Source organism: Neobacillus sp. DHD-1R, assembly GCF_057747995.1.
Genome location: NZ_CM173232.1, coordinates 2045377 through 2070049, shown reverse-complemented (window position 1 = coordinate 2070049; position 24673 = coordinate 2045377). Strand labels below are relative to the sequence as shown.

Sequence of the window (24673 nt, the reverse complement as noted above, 5' to 3'; positions counted from 1 at the left end):
TATTCAGTTAAATCCAAGTTTAGTTATATGGATAATATAGATTGATTAATTGAGATTAATCCTAACACTTAAAAGTTTGAACTGGCAATACTTTAGCTGATAGAAAAAATTAATCAATCAATCAGAAATTTGAATCAATATCAGTACGTGCTAACTTTATGAGCTGGCTTTTCAAATTCACTAACTGAAAGAAGAATGTCCTTCCATAGGACTGGGTGGGCAATCCCTTTATTTAAGTGGATGGCAAATATATGCTGGTTAATATTGATGATATGTGAAACATCGATTTCAAACAGCTCGCCTCGATCAAGTTCTTTCTTTATGCATAGGTAAGGCAAAAATCCGATGCCGTTTTTGCTTAGAATAATAGATTTTGCTACCTCCAAGTGGTCAACTAAGAATTCTATTCGCGGCTCTAGATTGGCCACTTCAAATAGTTTATGGACCCGATTCCAGTCAAAAGCACCGCATTCAAAAAATACCATTGGCTCAATGGCTAGTTGCTGCACTGTTACATTCTCTTGAAATTGAAATGAATGACCGGGATAAACAACTAATCGGACAGAATTATTAAGGAGTTCATGCTTTTGAATTCCACGATGAGTGACATCCTTCATAAGGGCGATATCCACCTGTTTATGAAGAAGTTTATCGAGCAATATGTCATTTGGTGCGGATACAAATTTGAAACGAAGATGAGAATTTCCTTTTTTCAAGAAATGAAGGGCAAACGGAATAAAGTATTGTGATGTAATTATGTTCGCACCGATAACAACTTCCTCAGGATTTTGATCTTTTTTTAATAGTTTTTTCCCTTGCTGATACGTACGAATAATTTGTTCTGCATAAGGAATAAATAATTTTCCGTCCTCGGTTAAGGTCAAACTTCTCCCTTTCCGTAAAAATAATTCAATGCCTAAATCACGTTCTAACGTTTTAATTCTCGCTGTAACCGTTGGCTGAGATAAAAAAAGTGCTTCAGACGCTTTATGGATACTCTCCAAATGGACGACATACATAAAAGCTTCCAGATGATCAATATTCATGTTTCCTGCCCCTTTTCGTCATTTAATAAAGCTTCTAAAAAAAGTCCTAAAGTCTTCTTTTATGCACAAAATATTAGCATTTTTTATTAAACCAATGAATTGATTTCATTTCGCTATGCGGATGGTGATCTTCTTTAAAATTCCTGAATTCACTTTCTAAATCGTTAAGAGATAACTCAAAAAGGTGTTTTTCCTCTTTTTTGTATACACCAAAAGCAATTAGTTGGTGAATTAATTCCTTCCGTCTATTTTCAACAGCTTGCCGGAGAAGTTTACCCATTTTCAACACTCCTTTACGAATTGTCATTACATAAAGTAACCTGTTTAGGTAGGTACAGGTAATGAAAAAGGCTCCTTTAAACCATTACGTATATTTCTATACGTAATGGTTTGAAGGAGCCATTGGTTGACCAACAGGCTATCATAACGTTTTCTTATTTTCCCCATTTGTTTACTCGGTATTAAAACTATTGCTTAAACTATATATTGGATATGAATCCGTGTCAATTGTTTTTTACCATTATACGGAATGGTAATAACTTTTTACCATTTCACCCATGACCCAGTTGGTCCTCGCACCTGTCCTACCGTTGCTAGGACACTGCCCGCCAGCTCCTGTTAATTCAGCAACTACGGTTTCTATAAGGGGTTGATGAACATGCTGTGGCGGATCAAAACTCCATTCCTCTAGTCCATTTGCAGACGTCATAACAATAGGGTCATTTCCAAATGTAGAGAAGGTTATTTTTCCTTTACTGCCGACAATTTCATTTACATCGACATTCTCAAATGCAGAAAAGCACCAATTACCTACTCCGTGAATTCCAGATTCAAATAGATATGTACCTGTAACGATATCCTCTGCAGGGTAATAGCCAGCTTGATTTGAAGCAAAGCCTTGAACCGACTTGATTGGTCCTAGTAAAAAGTCTAAGATGTCAAGCGTATGGCTGGCTAAATCAAAAAACAATCCCCCGCCAGCTAGCTGTGGTTGAACACGCCAAGGAAGGTTTTGTGAATCCTTCACATCCTCTGAAACCATTTGATACTGTGTTGTTGATACGAAACGTATGTCACCGATTGCTTTATTTTCCAATAACTCTTTTATTTTTAGAAACCTCGGTTGCGCCCTTCGATAATAGGCTACGAATAAAGGAACCCCGGCTTCCTCACAGACAGCAATCATTTCTTGGCACTCTTTCATATTCCTTGCCATTGGCTTTTCTACATAGATCGGTTTTCCAGCCTTGGCTGCTTTAATGGTATATTCTTTATGCGATCCTGGCGGTGTCGCAATGTAGACAGCATCGACATCAGGGTCGTTAATAAGAGCATCCGCATCATCGTACCATTTTGGAACATGATGCCGTTCTGCGTAGTCTTTCGCCAATTCTCCTGTTCTTCTCATTACCGCAACCAACTCTGAGTTTTCAATTTTTTGGAATGCTGGTCCACTCTTTACTTCCGTCACATCACCACAACCAATGATACCCCAGCGAATTTTATCAAATTTCTTAATCATAATCGTTTCCCCCTTTTAATACGTTGTTTTCTTCACACACTACTTGAATTAAATTTAACAGGTGAATTTTTACAATAATAATTGCTAATTCGTCAATCGTACTTCGATCCATTTTCGTACACTGTTGATAAACCATATCTTCGAGCAGGTTCGTAAGTCAGTAATCGTTAATCGTTTCTCACGTATTTCCCCCTGACTAATTAATACCTCTCGGAATGTACCCGCAAGCAAGCCGCTTTTAACTGGCGGTGTCCACAATTGACCCTCTATTTCCAAGATAATGTTTCCATTTGTAAACTCGGTAATCTCATCATGTTTATTCCAAAGTAATACATCAAAAATATCTGACGGCTTTTTCATTTGAAAATAGGAATAAATAGAACGATTTGTTGTTTTATGGTAAAGGAACGGATTGTCCTGATCAATTGGTTGGTCGGCAAGCAACACCTTTAAAGAAGTAGCCGCTGGAATTAAAGGTTGTGCCTCTAGTATCAGTGCTCCAGCTTTTTTTAGCAGTAAGCGCACCTTAAACTCCCCACTTTTACGTTGTCTAGCGAAAGTGTTTAATTCATTTTGGAGTTTTTCCATAGGAAATGGATAACCAAAGTATTTTGCTGATTTTTCTAGACGGTTAAGATGTTCTTCTAACAAGAAATATTCTCCCTCGGTTAAAAGAATGCTTTCAAGCAGTTCGAACTCTGGTCTGTCTTCCTCAAGCAGTCTGGCTTTTGCAAGAATTTCATCATATTCGCCTTCAGTGGTAGAATCCCAGGTAATCCCTCCCCCAACACCATAGGTTGCTTGACCAGATTGCTGATCAATGATGACCGTTCTAATTGGTACATTGAAGATTGCTTCTTTGTTTGGTGTTATATATCCGATTGCCCCGCAATATACCTCACGCGGCTTTTCTTCCAACTCTGCAATGACTTTCATCGTGCTGACCTTTGGTGCACCAGTAATTGATGCACATGGAAAGAGGGCTTTAAAAATATCAATAACCCTCGTTTTTTCGGAAATTTTAGCGGTAATGGTTGAAGTCATTTGATAGACTGTTGGATATTGCTCAATTTCATATAACTTTGGAACAGTAACCGAACCAAGGTCCGCGATAAGAGATAAGTCATTTCGCAGCATATCCACAATCATGACATTTTCAGCCCTGTTCTTCTCAGAATGATAAAGCCAGCGGGCATTTGCTTCATCTTCTTCAAAGGATTTTCCTCTTTTGGTCGTCCCTTTCATCGGCCGGGTGGTAATCTTTCCACCCTCCAAATGGAAAAACAATTCAGGTGAGGCAGACAAAATGCTATGTTCGCCCGTATTGATATACGCGCAATAATTGGATGACTGTGCTTTTTTTAACGTCTCAAAAAAAGCAAAATCATCACCTTGAAAAAAACTGTTCAGTCGAATGGTATAATTTGTCTGATATGTATTGCCTTTTTCAATCGCCTTCTTAATGGATTGAATGCATTGATTATATTCTTCTAAACTAACAGATGGTGTCCATTCCGTAAGCGAATAGGAACTCTTACAATTTATTGTTCGATATTCGGGCTCCGTAAATAGACCAAACCATAATAGCGGCATTGTTGTTCCACTCTTTGTCATAAAAGCTTCATCAAATGCGGCTGCACTTTCATAGGATAAAAATCCAGCTGCATAATATCCTTCATTTACTGCTTCCTGTACAAGTTGAAAACATGGTAATACCTCATCGATTGTATGGGCTTCTATTACTTTATAGGGCTTTGAAAACACAACCGGCTCGATTTCACCCTTTTCAGAAGCAAATTCAAACACTAATAGCGGTTTTTGTTCAATGTAGTTTTTTTCTAGCATGGCTTTATCCCTTTTTTAAATATTCTGTTTTCCCAAGGCGTTAGTGGGGCAAAGTATCAAGCATTTAAGGAAAATTTTCTTAATCTTCCCTATGACCTCCCCAAAATGATTTGACATAAATAAAAATAAATTCTTCCATTACTATAACATATCATGGTAGATTTCTAATGAAAAAAAACCGCACAAAAATTTTTTTGTGCGGTCTAAAATTCAAGAAATTTATCCATTAATACTATCTTTAAAATGACAAGCAGGATCATTTGTTGATTCAATTTGCGAGGTTTTTGTAATAATGATATTTTGATCGATCCACCGGGACAAAACCTTTCGGTGTGTAAAACTGTAATAAATCTCCATTTACTACTTTATCGGATAGCGATAGTTTTTGTTGGACGATTTCCTGATCTTTCTTCGCCTCTGTTAGTTTATTATTTGCTAATTCCATACCTGTCGTAGAATCATAGAATTTTCCTTCAATCGATGTGATTGTAGAACTTACAAAGTCTCCATTTCGGAAAGGGACTAGGTCATCATGCTGTTTAGATAACAGGTCGGTTCCAAATAAAACATACTTCTTGGTATCTATTCCCAATAAGTGAAGAAGAGTTGGGAGAACATCAATTTGTCCGCCATATTCATGATTAACCCCGCCTTCTATTCCTGGAACATGAAGGATTAAAGGGACTCGCTGCAATCCAGTGCTGTCAAAAGGTGTAATTGGTTTCCCCAGAACTTGCTCCATTTCCTTATTATTATCTTTTGGAATCCCATAATGATCACCGTACAAAATAACAATAGTATTCTCATATAGCCCAGCCTTCTTTAATGAAGTGAAAAACTGCTCTAAAGCTTCGTCTGCATAACGGGCAGTCTGAAAGTATGAATCGACATATGCGTTACCCGTGGCAGCTGGTGCAATCGAAGCATCCTTTTTAGCAATCGGAAATGGAAAATGATTCGTTAACGTAATAAATTTGCTATAAAATGGCTGAGGTAATGATTCCAATAAAGGAAGCGATTCCTTTAAAAATGGCTTATCCATTAGCCCGTATTCCGTTAAATCCTCAGTATCCATATTATAGTAGCTTGAATCAAAAAACTTATCATAGCCAAACGATTTATAAATTTCCTCGCGATTCCAAAAACTCCCGGCATTTCCATGAAAGACAGCAGACGTATACCCCTGTTGTCCTAAAATGGAAGGTGCAGCTTGATAGGTGTTTAAACTTTTCATCATAAAAGCAGAGCCTTGTGGTAATCCATATAATGAATTTTCTAATATAAATTCAGCATCTGATGTTTTACCATGAGCCGTTTGGTGAAAGAAATTATCAAAATAAACGGTATTTTTATCCTCTGTCAATGAGTTTAAAAAAGGTGTCACTTCTTCCCCCCTTAACTTGTAATGAATAAGGAAATTTTGGAAAGACTCCAAGTGGTAATAAATGACATTCATTCCCTTACCCACACCAAAGTAAGTTGGATTGGGTTCAGCATAATTAGATTTTGTATAATTATAGACCTCTGTAATGTCGTTGCTATCTGCCATAACCCTTTGGGCCGATGCTTTTACACTTTGAACCGCATCATATAGGGTGTAATTGTACAAGCCCAGATATTTCACAATATAATTCCGGTCAAATCCTCTCGTTAATAACTCGGGTCGATTTATTTCTGCTAAACCTAAATTTGCACACGAAATTGCCAGTGAAAGTGAGAAAAACGCAGCCACCTTATGGTGATTCATATCCCTAATCTCCATTTTTACAAACCGAAAAGCAAGGAATGCCGACAACAAAATAAAATCAATAAAAAATAAAAAGTCAAATGGTTTAAGTAATGAAACTACGCTGCCACCTATTTCCCCAACATTCTGTGTCTGGGTTAAAGTCGGTAAAGTAATATAATCATTAAAGAAGCGGTAATATAAAATATTGCTATATAACAAAACAGATAAAAGAAAATAAATGGCCATCAACCATACAAGCTTCTTTCGTCCTTTTAAAAAGAAAGCAAGGCCTAAAAATAGTAAGGAAGATCCCAAAGGGTTTAGAAATAATAATAAATGTTGAAAAGGGCCTTCTATCCCTAATTTAAACTGTGTTAACTGAGCTAAATATGTTTTCATCCATAGGAAGAAGACAGCCAAAAAGAAAAAGCCATGATATCTATTAAATATACTTTGACCTTTCTGTAGTTTATTAATCATTTTGCTCCCCTATCAATTGGTATTATTTTTTTCATTTTTTAAAGGAAAAACTTCTAGACTTGATGATTTTTTTCTTGTTTCGACCTTAAATTTAGTATTTCTTTCACATTATGTATATCCACCATATTTTTCTTTGCCATTAATAAATAACATATGGCCGAAGGAAGAAGAAAAATTTGCAGAATCGATAAAGTTATCACATAACTTGCTGGTTCATGGTAGCGAAATGCGATTATGCCAAATATGATACCGACACCAACGTTTCCAATCGTTCTGCCTAAGCTATTGAAAAGATTTGCCACACTAAAAGCTGTACCACGATGCTCAGGCAAATTCACATCAGTGATAAGTGCAAGCCAGTTTGGAGTGTTTGCAGATTGGGATGCAGAAGCAAAAAAAGATAAAATTAATAATAAAGCCATCCAAGGATTTGTAAATAATTGCTTAATTAAACCAACTAAAATGCTCAAAGCATTATGATCGTTTGGCAGTAGCAGCTTGTCCATTGGAATAAAGAACATACAAATGTAAAGAGGCATTGTTAGAAATACAAAAAATGATGTGAAATAGGCTCTTCCTTTATAGGTTTTCTTTTGAAACTTGTCACCGAGATGGCCGAGGTAAACAGATGTCATGCCTCCAATTTGAAAGATTGCATAAAGATAACCAGAAGCAATCATAGCTGTTTCCAAGCTGTATCCCTGCTGTTGGATTTTCAAAATAAATAATGTAGGAAGCCATATGAGGCTGCCCGTAGCAATATTCATAAAAAAAGCCTGCAAAAATAGAAATACATTACTACCCTTTAAAAGAATAGGTAAAATTTGCTTTGCTTCTATCATATAATGATACGTTTGGCCATTTTCCATTAAACCTGTTAACTCTGGATCGGATTGACCTCTGGATGGTTCTTCTATAAAAAAATAAAGAATAATCAGAAAAAAACCGATTATACCTACTAATATAAAAGGCAATCTCCAACTAGTGCTAGTTGCAGTTAAAGAAGCCAAAATAGATCCTGCTATTCCACCAAAGCCTTGGGCCATGCCCCAAAGGCTCAAAATCATTCCACGTTTTTCAAATGGAATATAATCAGTTAAAATACTAAACCCAATTGATGCAATACACCCTAATCCTACCCCTGTAACGATTTGAAATAATAAAAGTTGCAGATAACTTTGGCTTATTGATGTCAAAAAAGCTGATATGACCCAAATTAACGTACCAATCATGATCAGTCTTTTTCGTTTATATTTTCCTGAGAGATAGCCCCAATAAACTGATGAAATAGCTGTCATTAAAATATTTACGGCTGAAATACTACCCAATTTTGCTATGTCCACATGCAAGTCCTGTGCGATATATTTAAATAGTGGCGGAAATAATCCAACAATAATATTATCGAATGCAGCAAGTGTAATAAATACCGATATTGTGAATACCATTTTGGTATTAGTACTTTTCAAATATATTAAAACCTCTTTTTCCTGAAATTTATTCTTTAAACGAAATTATTTATTCCAATTAGGCAAGCTGCAGATTCCATTCAAATCGATTTTCCACCTCTAAAATGAACTGAATGATTTCTTGTGCCGCTTGAGGTTGGATAAACTTTCTTTGGGAATCGATAATATTATTCAGTTTTTCTGCATCATTTTCAAGTAACTGGGTAATCATAGATTGAATTTCGGTTCTATCTTTACAAATAACACCCAAATTATATTTTTCAGCAAAATTCGGATTGTCCTCTTCTTGACCAGGGAGAGCACCTGTAATAATAATCGGTGTATTAGAAGAAAACGCCTCAAACATGACATTGGGGCTTCCCCTTGTAAAAGCAATATCTGCATCGAACATGAGATCTTGAATATTTTTTGTAAAGCCAAAAATATCAACATGATCCCCATATTTACTCTTAAGTGATTGCTCTAACTCTGCTTTTAGTTTACTATTTCTTCCGGCGACAATATTCACTTTACAATCAAAATGATCAAGTAAGATTTCAGCAATATTCTTCATATTTCCTACACCCTCACCACCGCTCATGATTAAGCAATTTAAAGGTGCACCATCATTATAACTAACTTTTTTATTCAAGCCATTTCTAAAAAATCTTGCACGTACCGGAAATCCTAATACTTTTATATTTTCAGCTGGGACGCCATATCCTATACACTTTTCTTGAGCTTCCATTGTTGGGCTGATAATATAATCCGCTCTTTTATCCGCCCAAAGTGGGGATATGTTCACAAGATCAGCAATAAGTGTAAAAAATGGTATTTTAATATATTGTGTTTCTAAAATATTTAAGATGGACCCATTAAAATTGGGATGGACAGATACGATCAAATCAGGTTTTACTTCGTTTAGTAATTTTAAAAAATTCGTTTTTATTAGTATTTCTATAAATTTATTGATTAAAGATGGATTTTCTGCCGAAAAATTAAATACCTTCTCCCATAAATTTTCTGACTTTCTCGTGATAGGACCGTAAGACTTGCCAATATTCAGTAGGAATTGGCCCCCAAGCGAAAAACCATCCACTACATGTACACTAATGTCAGGGTTCTTTTCGATCTTTTCACACAAAGATTCTGTGATACTTTTATGTCCATGACCTGTGTTATCCGAAGAAATAATTAATACTTTTTTACTCATATAAAGCACCTCACTTACCAATAAATATCCTAGGCTGCTCCAAGGATTATAAATTACAGCTGTAAAAGCCATATGGACTTAATTTAAAGTATATTGAAATTACTAAAATCTTTTTATGTAATTTTCATTAATCAAGGTATTATACCTATCTATATATCTATTGTATAATTTTTTGGGGGAAAATTCCCATTAATTTTATATTAATTATTCATTTATCTACCTGGAGCCGAGACACTTTATGAATTTGCGGGTTATTTATAGTAGTTTTTTCCTCATACTTACTGCTAATAAAACCGTTTAAAAGGACATAAAAATGGCAGCATAGTTGCTGCCAGTCCTAAACCTATTTCACTGTTTAAACTACTGCTAGCGGCAGGATCAGCAAAAATAAAGGCGTATGGGATGAATATTAGTTTCCCTTTATGCACCCTTTTTTCCTTTATTTATAAACTCCTTGGTGTATTTGATTTCATTTTCCAAAATGGCTAAACGAATTAGCTTTAACTTAATTTCCTTGCTAAGCGACATCCATTCATGATTATAGATTCTCAATTAATATCCCTCCAATTGATTTATTGTTCAGGCTATAAGTTAATCAGTAATCAATTCAACTTCTTATCCTCAAGGTATTTTTAACTTTCCAATTATGTATTCTTTTCCCTTTTATTTCAAATTGCTAACATATTATTGATTTCCAATTTATATCATTTTTCAACATATTTTTCTACAATTCATAAAAAAGAGGCTCAAATCGAAAGTGATTGATTTGTAGCCTCGTTTTACTTTCATTCATTTAGTTGAAGGAAAACCCACTCAATTAATAGATATTGCAAATTTGAAAATCACACCGCTTCAGCTAAAGATTCGATTTGATTCTGCTTTGCTTTTTTTTTCAAACTTACCATCGCTATGAAAGAAATACAGTAGAGTCCTGCCAGATACCCCATTGCTGTTGTCACATTAGCATGTTGCAGGATATATCCTACTAAAATTGGAGATAATCCCCCTAATGCTCTACCGAAGTTAAAGATCGTGTTGGTTGCTGTACTGCGGATTTCTACTGGATAGTAACTACTTATTAAGGCACCGTATCCAGCAAACATTCCATTTGAGAAGAACCCTACAATCGCACCGCCGATTAAAAGGCCGGCACTTCCTGACGCAAAGGAGTATAAAAAGACTGCGATGGCGGAAGCAAATAAGAAGATGCCAAATGCGCGCTTCATTCCAAGTCGATCCATAAATTGTCCAAACGTTAACATCCCTGCAATCATTCCAACCGCCGTACTAATCGTCCAAAGGGCCGAGTTTGAAACGGATAATCCTTGTGATTGTTGAAGCATAGACGGCAGCCAAATCATCAAACCGTTATATCCCGCAATTTGGACAGTGGCCATGATCGCTAACGCAAATGTTGTGATGGATGTTCTTGGTGTCGCAAACAATTGGGCTAATTTACCATGGTTTGGCACAAGTTGTTTTCTCTTTTGTGCGGCCAGCCATTCAGGTGATTCGTCTAATTTCTTTCGTACGATAAAGGCGAATATAACCGGAACCAAACCGATGAAGAACAATCCTCTCCATCCCCATGCAGGAAGAATCATGGCGCTTAGAAGTGCAGCAAGGATTACACCATATTGAGCACCGATACTAACATAAGAAGAAGCTCGTCCTTGTTTATTTTTTGGCCATGCTTCTGCTACAAGCGCCATTCCAATTCCGTACTCGCCACCTGCCCCTAAGCCTGCAATAAACCGAAATAAGTAGACTTGGTTAATATTTGTGGCTAACCCGGTTAATGCGGTTCCGATTGCAAATAGGAGAATGGTATAGGTAAATACTTTAACTCTCCCAAATTTATCTGCTAAAATACCGAAAATCATGCCCCCTGCCAGCATGCCTATATTAGTAATGGAAGAAATAAGTCCGCCTGCAACCATATCAATATGAAATTCTGCGATAATCATCGACATCGCAAAGGATATAAACATGATATCCATACCCTCTAATGTTAAACCTGCTACGGATGCAACTACTGTTTTTTTACGATAATCCATTTCTGTCGTTCTCCTTTCAAGCCTCACTGGACTATGATTAAAAGATAGTTGGCAAAAATAAAATGCCCTCTCATCCAAAGGACAAAAGGGCATCATATATACATAACGATTATATACGAAGTTTACTTTCGCCTTCTTGGCCTCTCTGGACCAAATTAAAGGAATTTAATTTCATCTAATAGTATCACGATATTTATTAAGTGACAATATTTTTAATCCAATTCTATAATTTTCAAAAAAAAACGCCATTCGACCATTTCCATCACAAATCAGCCAATACACAGCATAATCCAACAAAAAGCAGCTGCTCACTTTTTTAGAACAGCCATAACGTTATGCACATATTTATTCCTTATTGCTTAATGTTTGACTGAGATTTTTCAAGGTATATAGTTTAGCGGTTAAAAGATATAAATCATCATAGTTATTTTTTACGTACTCATCAATAATGTGGATTCCTTCCTTAAATCTATCAACTAAATAATAGGTGTACTTTCCATCCCAATCAAATTGGTTTATTCTTACAAGCTCATCTGCGAGGATTTGAAACTTATACTCCTGAATTAGTAATTTTATTTGATACAATTTATCTGTATGAAACCTAAAGCTATTATTTTGTTCATAACTTTTATCAACATATGAAATAAACTCATTAATATTTTCGGCCAACATATTCGCCTTTTGCATCTGGAAATTCATCATTCCATCTCCTCTTTGTCAATAATCCAATCTATCTCTAGAAAAAGTTTATGTTTCGAGATGATATTCTACTACCATCAGAAAAAGAAAAATGAGTCTCTTCATCCCCTTTCACATTGATAAGGTTTTAATTGGTGCCTTACAGGGAATCTATAACATTAAGGTTATACACAAAAAAAGGAGTGGTAAATTTGGACAAGCAGATGGATGAACAAAAAATAGAAAACCAGATTTATAAAAATGGAGATTCCTTAACAAGTTTTGATGATTTTCGGGAATACCTTAGTGGAAAGGTGAAGTTAGGAGAAAAACTAGGTATGGACGAAGAGCAATTAGCCAACTCGGCTCAGAAAGTAGCTGATTACCTAGCAGATAAACAGTCACCTAAAAATTCCGAGGAGCGATTATTGCAGGAGCTCTGGAACGTGGGTACGGAGGAAGAACAGCACAAACTAGCACATATGCTTGTACGATTAGTGCAACAATAAAAGAATTTTAAATATAATTGAAAATTACAAAAAAAGGAACCCACTCAATAGAAGTGGATTCCTTTTTTATAATCAGTCCCTCTTTTTGCTAGTTAAACAGTTTCAAAAGCAAGCTTTGGTTTTCGTTCCATTTTTAACGCCACAATTAGGAATGAGCATCCAACAATAAACCGTATAATCGAAGTTGTCACCATGGCCGCATTCATGCCAAACAAATTCAGCAGGAAAACCCCAAACTGAGGAGCGATAAAGCCAATTATTGATAACAAAAAGTTATAATTGGCGATATAGGTTGTTCTATTTTTCTCGGGAGACACCTTTAACAGCTGGTTAAATAATAAAAGGTTGGTACCTGAAACAAAAAGGCCGATCCATAGATTAATCAGCGTAATATAAATGAGGCTGGTGGATAATATGGTTAATACTGGTGCAGTCGCCATGCCGGTTGCTGCTACAAACAATAACATGGTATTCCCCCCACGATTCGCAGCTTTTGCCCACCATTTAATGCTGACAATTTGAGCAAATTGATTTGTAACAGCGAACAGGCTGAACCATAATGCAGTAGCATTCGCCTCTCGAATATGATAAATACTAAAGATGGACCATGCCATTTGAGCTCCAAAATTAAAGAGGAGCGCGCAGATAGTAAAGGATACAAACGGTTTATGAGAAAAAATTTCCAGTGAGAAACTCCTCTTCTTTGCTTCCATCACTGACTTTTCCATTGGAACAGTCTCATTCTTCTCCCTATGCTTCATTAAATAATATACTTCAAAAATGGCAAAAACGAATCCAACGACAAATAGAACCTGGTAAGGAAAGGGATTGCTTGAATTGAATTGCTGCAGAAAAAAACCAGTTAAAAAAGTAACCCCCATGGCAGTAATCGTAGATAACCGGTTACGTGTACTAAAAAATTCTCCCCTTCGATTTTCAGGAACAAGGTCACCAATCAAAGTTTGCCAAGATAATCCGGAAAGGGCCCCCGGAAAATTTAATAGCGCTATTAATCCAACAAGTACCCATGCAGAATATGTTCCCGATAAAAATGGAACAAACATCATAAGCATGAAAAGAAGCCTTGTAAAAAAAGTAGAAACGACAGTGAATTTTTTTTTGCTTTGTACTCTATTGAGCCAGACCGTGCCAGGAATCAGTGCAAGCATCCCAATAATTGACGGTAAAGATGTAATCAAACCCATCTGCTGGTTGGTTGCCCCTAAAACACTTAATGCAAATAAAGGGATATAGCCGTTAACCGTGTTGGTTGATACCGTAGAGGCAAGGCCGTTATATATGCTTAATCTTTCATTTTCGTTTAATTTCAAGTACTGTTTCTCTCCTTCATTTCATTTATCGAAATGGATTGTAAACCGACGCTTTACAGAAGGCAATACTTTCGGAGAAAAACAGTTACTTTATCATACCTTCTCAATTGAGAAGGTACATCTAAATACATAAATATCCATAAAAATCAGATAATGGAATGTTCTTTGGAACTTACTGCGTTTCATTCCCTGATAAATTTACGCAGAAATTTTTATATTTTTATCTTTTTTCTTTTTAAATGAATACAGGAAAAACAAAAGAATAAACCATAAAGGTGTCATTAATAACGCTACACGAGTTGCTTCCGCAAATAGCATAATAACTAGAATAATAGCAAATAACGTAAGGACCACATAGTTAATAAATGGTGTAAACGGTGCTTTAAAAGTAGATTTTTCTCGTAAATCGGGTCGTAATTTTCTATATCGCAAATGACAAACTAAAATGATGCTCCAAACCCAAATAAAACAAATCGCACTTATTGTCGTCACGATTCCAAAGGCTTGTCCCGGAATTAGCTTACTTAATAGGGCTCCAACGGATAGCACAAGGGCAGATATAAGTAATGCATTACTAGGTACATGATTCTTATTTAATTTAGCAAATTTAGCTGGTCCTTGTTCATGATTACTAAGGGTAAATAAAATCCGGCTTGTTGAAAACAACCCGCTGTTACAAGCTGATGCTGCGGATGTTAAGACCACAAAATTAATAATACCGGCAGCTATGGGAATACCTACCAAGCTAAATGTTTTCACAAAAGGGCTGTTTTCTGCATTTAGCTGTGTCCATGGATTAATACACAAAAGGATGATCAGTGCCCCTACATAGAAAAAAAGAATTCTTAACGGAATTTTATTAATCGCAGAGGGAATATTTTTTTGTGGATTGGATGTTTCCGCTGCAGATACCCCCACTAATTCTACACCTACAAATGCAAAAAGAACCATCTGAAATGAAAGCAAGAAACCTGAAACCCCATTTGGGAAGAAGCCGCCATATTGCCATAAATTATTTATCGAGACTGTACCCGTTTCTGTTTGGAATCCAATAACTAATAAAACAACCCCAATTATGATTAAGGCAAGAATAGTGATTACCTTGATTAACGCAAACCAAAACTCTAATTCTCCAAAAAGCTTTACAGTTAATAAATTTAGCCCCAATAACAAAACTAAACAGACTATGGCAGGAACCCATTGCGGAATATCAAACCAATATTGAACGTATACGCCAACCGCGATAATATCAGCCATTGCTGTCATGATCCAGCAAAACCAATACGTCCAGCCTGTAACATACGCTGCCCATGGTCCAATATAATCCTCAGCAAAGTCCGTAAATGATTGATAGCCCTTATTTGATAAAAGAAGTTCTCCTAATGCCCTCATAACAAAAAAGCATGCGATACCTACGATTAAATAAGCAAAAATGATCGAAGGACCGGCTAACTGGATAGCTTTTCCTGAACCTAAAAATAAGCCTGTCCCAATCGTACCGCCAATTGCTATGAGTTGTACGTGCCGATTTTTCAGATCTCGTTTTAATTCTTGTTGTGCCACTTAAAATTCCTCCTTGTTGTCATAAAAATTGTTATTAATCTACATGTAAACCATGTAAAAACCATAAAAAAAAGAGATTGGATTAGCTCCAATCTCATCGGTCATAAGAATAACAAATATTATCTATACCTCTTGTATTTGAGAATAATAAATAGTATTCGTACTCTTCTGTCCTTTTGCCTGAGATTGTGAACCCTTCGGCGCCGCAGATAACCTGCGGTCTCTCCAGAAGCTGCTCCTGCTATGGTACGTGCCATAGCAATCATAGCTTGCTAATATCATTTTGTTAAACTATTGTTGAATAATTTTTAATTTTAATAGTATTATGTTAATTTGTCAACACATCATTTGGTAGATTAATAGTTAGTAAAGAACCAGAGCATATTGAATTTGATTTGATGAGATTGGTGTAATGGCCATAATGCGATAGCCGATACTGAGTAATTGCGATAAAGTTTCAGCACAATTGTAACGTGGCGGCTCAATCGGTGCGTGAAAACTTTTATATAAATGTATCAATTGATTATTGTTTGTACAGTAAAGTAAGACAACATGTCTACCGGTCCATGCTTGACCGATCATTGGTTGTATTTTGATATCCCATATATTTCTCATTTTAGCACCCTTACTAATTGATACAGTAGATTATGTAAAAAACTAGTCCATTGTTCTAAAAGAATAACGAAATGGTTAAAGTAATGGTTGTTTCTACAAGCCGATAGCGCCTGGAGCTAGACATTTCCCAAAGCCAAAATTTATGATTTCCTATCTTTTAAAAAAGGAGAAGTTCTCAATGGTATGAGAACTTCTCCTTCCGCTTTTTAATACACATCCCGTAGGTAACGCCCTTGCGCTTTCATATCATTTAGATATGCTTCTGCTGCTTCAGGGGTCATTGATCCTTCTTTTTCAATCACGTTCAATAACGCGTTGTGAACGTCCTTCGCCATATATTGCTTATCACCACAAACATAGAAGGTTGCTCCATTTTCTAGCCATTCAAACAATTCTTTGCTATTCTCAAGCATTTTATGCTGTACATATACCTTATGCTCTGTATCACGTGAGAACGCCGTCTCTAATCTAGTTAGGACACCTTCTTTTTGATACTTTTCTAACTCTGCTTGATAAAGGAAGTCCGATGCTGAATGCTGATCTCCGAAAAATAGCCATGATCTTCCCGTTCCTTTATTAACCGCACGTTCCTGGATAAAGGAACGGAATGGTGCAATGCCTGTCCCTGGACCAACCATAATAATGTCTGTATCTTGTGACTCTGGCAGATGGAAATGCTTATTGGGTTGAACAAAAACAGAAAGCGTATCGCCTGCTTGAATTCGTTCTGCGACTAAAACAGAACAAACCCCTTTCCGATCGCGTCCATGTGCTGTGTAGCGCACAGCGCCGATCGTTAGATGCACTTCACCAGGATTGGCTGCAAAACTGCTAGCAATGGAATAGAGACGCGCTGTCATTTTTCTTAAAAGGGAGACAACCTCTTGGGCCGTAGCCTTCCATGGACCGAAATCACGCAGCATATCAAGCAAATCTCGTCCGTTAGTATATTCTTTTAGCTGGGTTGCATTTTCAATTAATACAAGCTTTTGTAACTCTTCATTTTCGGTTAATTCTGCTGCCTGTTGGAGAATCTTCTTCGATAGAAGTGTTATTTCAAAATATGTGGTTAGCGCCTCTTTTAATGGGAGTATATCCCCTTGCTTATTTATTGTTACAACTGTTTCTTCATCCCAGTTCATTTCTGTAATAATGGAGGCCACAAGTTCTGGATCATTCTGTGGAATCACACCAAGAGCATCTCCTGGGATATAAGAAAGTCCTGATTCTTCTAATGATAATTCAATATGCCTTGTTTCTTTACTAGAACCGGCACCATTTAAATTTTCGTTTTTGAGAACCTTTGCTTGGAAAGGATTTGTTCTTGAAAAAGTGGTTGGGACCTTGTTGTCTTCTTGTGTAATTTCAGGGTTTCTTACAGTAACTTGCATAATTTTCACCTCTAGAAGTTGTTTTTGCTAGGTTTGGCCATTTTACTTTGACACACCAACTAGTATTTATAACAGAATAATATCAAAGATTTGTAGCAATATCTATATTCCAACATAGTGGTTCCCACTATTTTATTATAAACACATCTATGAACTGAAATGAATATTAAAATAAATCCAATTCTCGAAGCCAAAACTTATAAATTTTTATATAAAAAGAAAAAACATTTTCTATTAGGACAGGCATATGATGGAATATCCATCTATTTGCTGAAAGGAATACTTGACCATGGTTAATAATAAATCGAAATTAATTGCTTCACTGTATGCCTTTATGTCGATTAGTTTTTGGGGCGTTTCATTTGTATCAACAAAAGCTGTACTTGAAAAGCTTGACCCCTATTCATTACTTGTTTTTCGTTTTGGAATTGGAACATTATTTTTGCTGTTGCTTTTACTTCTTCAGCGTAAGCGGCTGCTTGTCTCCATTAAATATCTTCCCCAACTCTTGATTTTGGGTATTCTTGGCGTATTTGTCCATCAAGTACTTCAGGCGACAGCATTATTAACGATTAATGCATCATCTGCTGGATGGCTCATTTCGTTTTCCCCTATCTTTACAGTCATCCTGTCCATTTTCTTTTTACATGAAAAGATGAGTATAACGAGGGCTGTGGGGATGGTGCTGGCAATCACAGGTGTACTGCTAGTTACAACCACAAGAAGTGGACAATCCTTTCAATTTGCATTGAATATTGGCTTTTTTCTAATGATTTTGAGTACCTTGAATTGGGCCGTCTACTCCGTGTTATTAAAAAGCTTAAAAATCCCTTATTCCCCTCTGTTAGTGACGTTTTACATGAGTTTACTAGGCTTGATTCTTACTACACCATTTATTATTAGGAATAGAGGCTGGGAATCCCTTCCCCTTCTAACGCATACGGAGTGGGCGCATTTGTTGTTCCTTGGTGTCTTTGTTTCAGGTATCGCTTATTGGTATTGGGGTAAAGCCCTTGAAACTTTAGAAGCCTCAAAGGTTTCGATGTTCCTTTATTTGGAGCCCATCTCCACATTGGTTGCGGCAGTTTTGCTGTTACAAGAAAAAGTTTTATTCATAAGTGTTGCCGGAGGTATCATAATTATTATAGGAGTAATTATTGTTAACGGTCAGCTTATACCTATGTTGTTTACCCTCTTCAAGAAAAAGCGTCCATAGGAGGAGAGCATGATGACTTTGCCAAGTAGGTTAAAGAAAGTATTAGATTCCTTAAGAAGCCCCTCTAAAGCAGTGTTGAGAGATGCTCTATTACAACTAGATCTTACACTAGACGATTTTTCCCACTTACCGGAACCATCGGAAGGAAAACCCTACAATCGAAAACTATTATATAAAAACGAAGAGGTTGAAATGCTTGTCATGAATTGGTCGCAGCTGGAGTGTGCACCGCATGATCACGGCCATTCCCATGGCTGGATTCAAGTCCTCTCAGGTATTTCCCTTAATTCGGTGTATGAGGTCAACGGTAATGGCTTGCCCAGTGAATTGTTTCATCAATACCATCATAAAGGGAAATTTTTTTATGCACCGAAAAGGGCTATTCACAAAATGAAAGCTTTGAACCAGACAGATTTGGTTACCCTCCATCTATATTCCCCTCCCATCACTGGAATGACTGTCTATGACCTGCAAAAATGTGCTGCTTGCGTCGTATCAGACGATTGCGGCGCATGGTGGCCAGATGAACAATATCAGAAGGTCAAAGAGATACAATTAAAAAACAATGTACTGACTAAAGAGTGACATCCTCTTTTTATAGTACACTCAAGTGATGGATGCTGGATTAAAAAAATTATGGATTATTAGATAGAAACTAGGTGATTTCCTTTTAAAAAAATAACAAAGCTGCCTCATTTGGAATGAGACAGCCTAATTTTTTTCAACCTTCCTCTATAACCAGATTTGTGGTTTATTTAGCTGAAAGACTAAAAAGCTTTTCTAAATGACGGACCACTTCATCATTATCCGCCTCAATTACTTCTAGATACTGTGGTTTATTAAACAATTGACTGATTTGCTCAGGGTATGTCTGATCAATATGACAACGTTCGATCGATTCATTAAATTTTGCCGGGTGGGCTGTTGCCAGTGTAACGCAAACCTCATTAGAGTTATTACAAACTTCGTACGCTGCGACCCCGCAAGCAGTATGTGGATCTAATAAATAACCTGTTTCAGCATAGTACTTACTGATGGTTTGCAGGCATTCTTCCCCTTCAACTCCATGTGCAGCAAAATCTTCTTTCACTTGACGGAGCAGCTCCTCATTCACAACGATTTTTTCTTCTGCCTTAAATTGCTCCATTAAGACTGACACTGCCTTTGGATCTTCTCCAAGCAAGTAGTACAAATAGCGCTCAAAATTGCTGGCAACTTGAATATCCATAGACGGGCTATAAGTGCTGCGGAATTCACCTGGCTTGTATACTCCATTATGGATAAAACCTTCTAAAATATTATTCTCATTTGTCGCTACGATGAGTTTCCCAACTGGGAGCCCCATTTTCTTTGCAAGATAACCAGCAAAGATATCTCCAAAATTTCCAGTCGGGACACTAAAGTTAATGCTGTTTAATTCTTTTTCTTTTTTCACTTGGAAATACGCATAAAAATAATAAACAGTTTGTGCCAAGATCCGAATAAAGTTAATGGAATTAATCGCACGCAGATGGTATTTGTTTTTCAGTTCAACATCTGCAAACAATTCCTTGATAATTTTTTGACCATCGTCAAACGTTCCTTTTATCGCCAAATTCAAGACACTCTTGTCATCAACCGTTGTCATTTGCAATTCTTGTACCTTACTTACTTTGCCATGGGGGTGCAAAATACAAATACGAATACCTTCTTTTCCTCTGACACCCTCAATGGCTGAAGCACCCGTATCTCCTGAAGTGGCACCGAGAATATGAATTGTTTCACCTGTCTGCTTGGACACATAGGAATATAAATTCCCTAAGAATTGCAGCGCAATATCCTTAAAAGCAAAGGTCGGCCCATGGAATAGTTCTAACAAATACATGTTATCTTTCAACCTTTTAACAGGTGTTACCTCTGCGTGGCGAAAAGTGGCATAACTTTTCTCGATTAATGCCTTAAGCTCATTATCAGGAATTTCACCATCCACAAAATAAGAAAAGATTTCGTATGCTAATTCCTGATAAGTAAATTGGGACATTGCATCTAGCTTCTCTGCAGGAATATGCGGAATTTTCTCCGGCACTAATAGTCCACCATCATTTGCCAGCCCCATTAAGACGGTATCAATAAAACCAATTTTTTTTACGTTTCCTCGTGTACTAACAAAGTTCATAGTGTCCTCCTGTTTTTTTTATTTAAAGTTATACTTTCTAGAGCAAATCAATATTGAAACTTTAGACATAATATTTTTTGTTGAGTTAAAATATATAAAGTTTATTTTATACATAATTTAGTGAATAGTCTATAAATTGTCGTTTTAGAAAGCAGATTTTTTATCATTTACATGTTTCGCTAGTAGATTTCCTCATAATTACTCAACAAATAGGAGGAACTAGCACATTTCATAAGAAAGTGACGATGAAAACTCTTCATACTCATACAGGAAAGTAAGAACATATCTTGAATTATACTCCTACAAGGAAAATAACCTTGTAACATATCGGAAAGGTTGTGAGTTTATGAGACTTTTGAATGTACAACCTAAGAAAAACTTTCACTACATCTTTGTTCAATTTCCAGGAATGAAGATGAATGTCCCTATGCTCTCGAACGGTGAGGGAAAGGTGGTGAATGAAGATGCTGCTTTATGTATCCAATTAAACAGCAAAGAGAAGGTTAAGCAAATATTCTTTGTACGTACCCAGAGTATCAAACCTTTTGACTTTACAGATGAAGGAATTGGAGCAAAAGCATATTATCGAGTCATCAAACAAAAAGAAACCTCTCATGCCTCACTCCAGAATGAATCTGAGGATTTCATCTCATTTATTACAGATGAAGTGGCTGTTGTCCAAAAGAAAACAGATGCAGGATATCACTTTGTCTTGGTGGTAAATAACCGTGAAATCGGAATTGTCGCTTCAGTTGAAGAAGAAGTTTTACAAACAGAGAAAGTGGCATTACAACCTAAAGAGAAAACGAAAGAGTATGCCTCTGCTAACAAAGATAGCAACAAAAATGTGGCTGTTTTCCGAAGGAGAGCCAAGAAAACGATATTCTTAGGAGGCTATGTCTTTCAGGATCATGTAGTTATAGAGCCAATCCGAACTCTTTTGGAGGGCGTTAAGAGAAAAGTTAAAGTATTTTCTCCTGCCGCATTAGACTTTATTGGTCCAGGTGATCAGAACCAACTATTTTTATCAGGAGGGGGTGGTGGAGCGGCTTGCCCCTAATAGGGATACACAACTTTATATTTTTAAACATCGAAACCAAAAGGATTAAAGGATAATCCTTTTCGATAATATAAAATCTAAAATAAATAGGAAAGGAAAAATAATTGGCTGCCAGACACATTCGATTTACGGAAAACTAAATTAATCCATTAATATATGGACTTAACCAACGTGTTAAGTCCTTTTTATTTTAAAATACATATTCAGACTTTTGATGTCTGGATACAAATTTATTATTAGTAACCCAGAAACGCCAAGGATAATCCCGTGCTTCACCAGATTTGTCAATTCCAATCCTTTTTCCAGCTGAAATGCTTTTTGGGTGGGATCCTTTAGCAATAAATAAAGGAGGATGCGTAAGGGGGCGGCCATAGTCCTCCATATTAATGCCCAATGATTTTGTCAGTTTCCCGGGGCCGTTTGTCAATCTTGTCAGATCTTCCATGCCTCGCCTGATTTTCATAAGCTCGATACCGTGCCAAGGTTCGAGGGCGCGGATTAAAACGGCTTCTGGTTTTTCTTCGCCGCCGGTGACCACATTGAAAAGGCAGTGTGTATGCATTAAATATGTATAGGCAAGGCCGGAACGTTGGAACATGACCTCGGTTCTTGCCGTCCTTCTATTATTGTAGCTGTGCGCAGCTTTGTCACCAGGACCTATGTAAGCCTCTGTTTCAACGATATATCCTGCAGCAATCCCCTCATTCGTTTCTTTTACAAGAAGGCATCCAAGCAATGCCTTTGCCAGTTCAAGCGTGGGCAGTTCATAAAATTCCGGCGATAATGGAATGATTTCTTTTAAAAATTCCCCCATGTCACACACCTCCATAAAAATATAATTAAGTTTACCCTAAAATATGGCCCAAATTGTATCCGTTTAAAAAAAGATGTCTTCCAATCCCTAAAAGGCACCATCCAACCTGGATGGTGCCCCTTTTTTCATCTAGTATATGTGTGTTCAATGAAAAACATCGGTATTTGCTGATTACTTAATAATCAAAACAGGACAATGTGCAAGCTGGGAAACTTTCTGACTAACACTGCCAAGCATTAATCCTTTAATATTTCCCAACCCCCTGCTTCCCATGATAATGAGCTGATACTTTCCTTCTTCTGCCTTTTTAACAATTTGAATGGCCGGTTCTCCTATCACATAATGGGTTTCAATTTCGATTCCTTCATCTTCTGCAAAAGAAACCGCCTGATTTAACATATCACCGGCTTCTTTTCTTCGTTCATTATAGAGATCATCAATCGTTGCATTTGGCATTCCTTCGGTTATATTCAGATTTTTCTCGACATGGATCACGCCAATTTTAGAATATCTTTCCTTCGCAAAATTTAATGCAGACCTTAAAGCTTTTTCACTCATTTTAGAGCCATCAATTGCTACAAGAATGCGATTGAACATAATGTCATCTCCAAAAATATAAAATATTATATTAATATTTTATCAAATATTTCTATCTATGAATAAATATTTAATAATATTATTTTAATGAAGTATTTACTTCTACGGAAGAAACACCCATTTTTTCTGAAGAAGCCTTTTTTCCGTACAAGAAATAGTGTAATGGCAAACAGATGACTGCAATAATTCCAAGACTGATATATAAACCACTGTATCCTATTGAAGGAACTAAAAATCCTTGTATAAAAGGTCCAATCCCTAATCCTATATCGGTAAGAATGAAAAATGTCGATGTTGCTAATCCAACGCGATGAGCAGGTGCAGATTGGACTGCGACTGTCTGAGAACTGGACATATACGTTCCATATCCAAAACCGACTAGTGCACCGGCAATTAATAGAACAATCCCAACATGTGATTGACTAAGCACAAATAGACCTATTATTAAAGAAATAAGCGCCGGATACATGATGAAATTTGGCCCCTTCAGATCAAACATTTTACCAGAAAATGGTCTGGTTACGAGGACCGCGGCAGCATAAACAATAAAGAAGAAACTTGCTGCTGAAGTGATGTTGTTCTCGATAGCAAAGAACGATAGGAAAGATAAAATTCCGGAATAACAGAAAGCAGTAACCGTTGCAACAAGTGTAATCGGCACAGATTTTTTCTCAATAAAATTGGATAATTTAAACCCTTTTAATTCCGCTTTTTGTTCTTCTGTTAAGGTAATTTCTTGAACTTTCAAGAAAAAGGATAAAACTAAACTAATCGCTATACAGACTAAACTAAAAACAAATATCATTTTAAATTGAAAATGTTGTTGAATAAATATACCTATAAAAGGTCCAATCGCTGTAGCCAAGGTCATACTTAAAGCAAAATAGCCGATTCCTTCTCCACCTCTAGCTTTTGGAATCACTTGGGCTACAACTGTACCTAATACAGTGCCAGCAAGACCAAAGGCAAACCCATGTAATAAGCGATTAGCAATGAGCATTCCAAAACTATCTACACCAAAATAGAAAATGGCAGAAAAAACCATTATCAAAATGCCGGCTAGAAGAAGTTTTTTTCTACCTATTTGATCAAGGTATTTACCGCCAATAATCCGACCGACAAGCGCTCCAATAACAAAAATACTGGATGCTAAACCTGCTTGACTCTCAGATGCATCAAATTCATTAACAGCAAATACGGATATAGTGACCATTAATAAATAAAATGTTAGCATTAGAAAAAAATTGGTCACTAATATACCTATATAATCTTTTGTCCATAATTTTTCTTTCATTATTCAATCCCCTTTTTTTGTCAATTTATTTAATATGAACATAGTGTTTATGATACAATATCGCTATTGATAAATAAAATAAATGTTGTTTATAAAGGGGATAAGTAATTAGT

At 36.4% G+C, this 24673-nt stretch carries 21 protein-coding genes and 1 riboswitch; of the genes, 4 read left to right on the top strand and 17 right to left on the bottom strand.

Annotation, left to right across the window (positions count from 1 at the left end):
• Window positions 1-140: 140 nt before the first annotated feature.
• The 10 genes from AC3ANL_RS09935 to AC3ANL_RS09890 form a co-directional block, all read right to left on the bottom strand.
• Complete coding sequence (locus tag AC3ANL_RS09935) at window positions 141-1046, bottom strand: LysR family transcriptional regulator (RefSeq protein WP_488329049.1); 906 nt, start codon at window positions 1044-1046, stop codon at window positions 141-143.
• 73 nt (window positions 1047-1119) lie between these two features.
• Complete coding sequence (locus tag AC3ANL_RS09930) at window positions 1120-1326, bottom strand: Fur-regulated basic protein FbpA (protein WP_488329048.1); 207 nt, start codon at window positions 1324-1326, stop codon at window positions 1120-1122.
• A gap of 240 nt (window positions 1327-1566) precedes the next feature.
• Window positions 1567-2568: a Gfo/Idh/MocA family protein gene (locus AC3ANL_RS09925; RefSeq protein WP_488329047.1), complete on the bottom strand. Its 1002-nt coding sequence runs from the start codon at window positions 2566-2568 to the stop codon at window positions 1567-1569.
• Between the two features lie 84 nt (window positions 2569-2652).
• Complete coding sequence (gene pabB / locus AC3ANL_RS09920; RefSeq protein ID WP_488329046.1) at window positions 2653-4413, bottom strand: aminodeoxychorismate synthase component I; 1761 nt, start codon at window positions 4411-4413, stop codon at window positions 2653-2655.
• A 268-nt stretch (window positions 4414-4681) separates the two neighbouring features.
• Complete coding sequence (gene ltaS / locus AC3ANL_RS09915) at window positions 4682-6622, bottom strand: lipoteichoic acid synthase (protein WP_488329045.1); 1941 nt, start codon at window positions 6620-6622, stop codon at window positions 4682-4684.
• A gap of 53 nt (window positions 6623-6675) precedes the next feature.
• Entirely contained in the window at window positions 6676-8088 is a 1413-nt protein-coding gene (locus AC3ANL_RS09910; protein WP_488329044.1) for an MFS transporter, read from the bottom strand.
• Between the two features lie 58 nt (window positions 8089-8146).
• Entirely contained in the window at window positions 8147-9280 is a 1134-nt protein-coding gene (locus AC3ANL_RS09905) for an MGDG synthase family glycosyltransferase (RefSeq protein ID WP_488329043.1), read from the bottom strand.
• Between the two features lie 420 nt (window positions 9281-9700).
• Window positions 9701-9832: a hypothetical protein gene (locus AC3ANL_RS09900; RefSeq protein WP_488329042.1), complete on the bottom strand. Its 132-nt coding sequence runs from the start codon at window positions 9830-9832 to the stop codon at window positions 9701-9703.
• A gap of 290 nt (window positions 9833-10122) precedes the next feature.
• Window positions 10123-11337 carry an MFS transporter gene (locus AC3ANL_RS09895; protein WP_488329041.1) on the bottom strand — a complete coding sequence of 405 codons (1215 nt, stop codon included), beginning with the start codon at window positions 11335-11337 and terminating at the stop codon, window positions 10123-10125.
• Window positions 11338-11682: 345 nt separating this feature from the next.
• Complete coding sequence (locus AC3ANL_RS09890) at window positions 11683-12039, bottom strand: hypothetical protein (RefSeq protein ID WP_488329040.1); 357 nt, start codon at window positions 12037-12039, stop codon at window positions 11683-11685.
• A 200-nt stretch (window positions 12040-12239) separates the two neighbouring features.
• Here AC3ANL_RS09890 and AC3ANL_RS09885 point away from each other — a divergent pair, with 200 nt between their 5' ends.
• On the top strand, window positions 12240-12524 hold the full coding sequence (locus AC3ANL_RS09885) for a DUF3243 family protein (protein WP_488329694.1): 285 nt from the start codon (window positions 12240-12242) through the stop codon (window positions 12522-12524).
• 92 nt (window positions 12525-12616) lie between these two features.
• On the opposite strand, the gene AC3ANL_RS09880 is transcribed toward AC3ANL_RS09885, so the two are convergent.
• The 3 genes from AC3ANL_RS09880 to AC3ANL_RS09870 form a co-directional block, all read right to left on the bottom strand.
• Entirely contained in the window at window positions 12617-13855 is a 1239-nt protein-coding gene (locus AC3ANL_RS09880) for an MFS transporter (RefSeq protein WP_488329039.1), read from the bottom strand.
• Between the two features lie 198 nt (window positions 13856-14053).
• A complete protein-coding gene (locus tag AC3ANL_RS09875) occupies window positions 14054-15418 on the bottom strand; it encodes an amino acid permease (RefSeq protein ID WP_488329038.1) in 1365 nt (454 codons plus the stop codon).
• A 158-nt stretch (window positions 15419-15576) separates the two neighbouring features.
• A riboswitch (glycine riboswitch) is annotated at window positions 15577-15657 on the bottom strand.
• Window positions 15658-16239: 582 nt separating this feature from the next.
• Window positions 16240-17424 carry a sulfite reductase subunit alpha gene (locus AC3ANL_RS09870; protein WP_488329037.1) on the bottom strand — a complete coding sequence of 395 codons (1185 nt, stop codon included), beginning with the start codon at window positions 17422-17424 and terminating at the stop codon, window positions 16240-16242.
• 289 nt (window positions 17425-17713) lie between these two features.
• On the opposite strand from AC3ANL_RS09870, the gene AC3ANL_RS09865 reads away from it, so the two are divergent.
• Complete coding sequence (locus AC3ANL_RS09865; RefSeq protein ID WP_488329036.1) at window positions 17714-18640, top strand: DMT family transporter; 927 nt, start codon at window positions 17714-17716, stop codon at window positions 18638-18640.
• A 9-nt stretch (window positions 18641-18649) separates the two neighbouring features.
• Window positions 18650-19225 (top strand): cysteine dioxygenase, encoded by a 576-nt coding sequence (locus tag AC3ANL_RS09860; RefSeq protein WP_488329035.1) that lies wholly within the window; start codon window positions 18650-18652, stop codon window positions 19223-19225.
• A gap of 166 nt (window positions 19226-19391) precedes the next feature.
• Here AC3ANL_RS09860 and thrC read toward each other — a convergent pair whose 3' ends face one another.
• Complete coding sequence (gene thrC, locus AC3ANL_RS09855; RefSeq protein WP_488329034.1) at window positions 19392-20795, bottom strand: threonine synthase; 1404 nt, start codon at window positions 20793-20795, stop codon at window positions 19392-19394.
• Window positions 20796-21249: 454 nt separating this feature from the next.
• Here thrC and AC3ANL_RS09850 point away from each other — a divergent pair, with 454 nt between their 5' ends.
• Window positions 21250-21855, top strand: coding sequence for a hypothetical protein (locus AC3ANL_RS09850; protein WP_488329033.1), 606 nt, complete (start codon window positions 21250-21252; stop codon window positions 21853-21855).
• A 190-nt stretch (window positions 21856-22045) separates the two neighbouring features.
• On the opposite strand, the gene AC3ANL_RS09845 is transcribed toward AC3ANL_RS09850, so the two are convergent.
• The 3 genes from AC3ANL_RS09845 to AC3ANL_RS09835 form a co-directional block, all read right to left on the bottom strand.
• Window positions 22046-22669 carry a DNA-3-methyladenine glycosylase gene (locus AC3ANL_RS09845; RefSeq protein WP_488329032.1) on the bottom strand — a complete coding sequence of 208 codons (624 nt, stop codon included), beginning with the start codon at window positions 22667-22669 and terminating at the stop codon, window positions 22046-22048.
• Between the two features lie 171 nt (window positions 22670-22840).
• Window positions 22841-23266, bottom strand: coding sequence for a universal stress protein (locus AC3ANL_RS09840; RefSeq protein ID WP_488329031.1), 426 nt, complete (start codon window positions 23264-23266; stop codon window positions 22841-22843).
• A gap of 79 nt (window positions 23267-23345) precedes the next feature.
• Window positions 23346-24560 carry an MFS transporter gene (locus AC3ANL_RS09835; RefSeq protein WP_488329030.1) on the bottom strand — a complete coding sequence of 405 codons (1215 nt, stop codon included), beginning with the start codon at window positions 24558-24560 and terminating at the stop codon, window positions 23346-23348.
• Window positions 24561-24673: the final 113 nt, after the last annotated feature.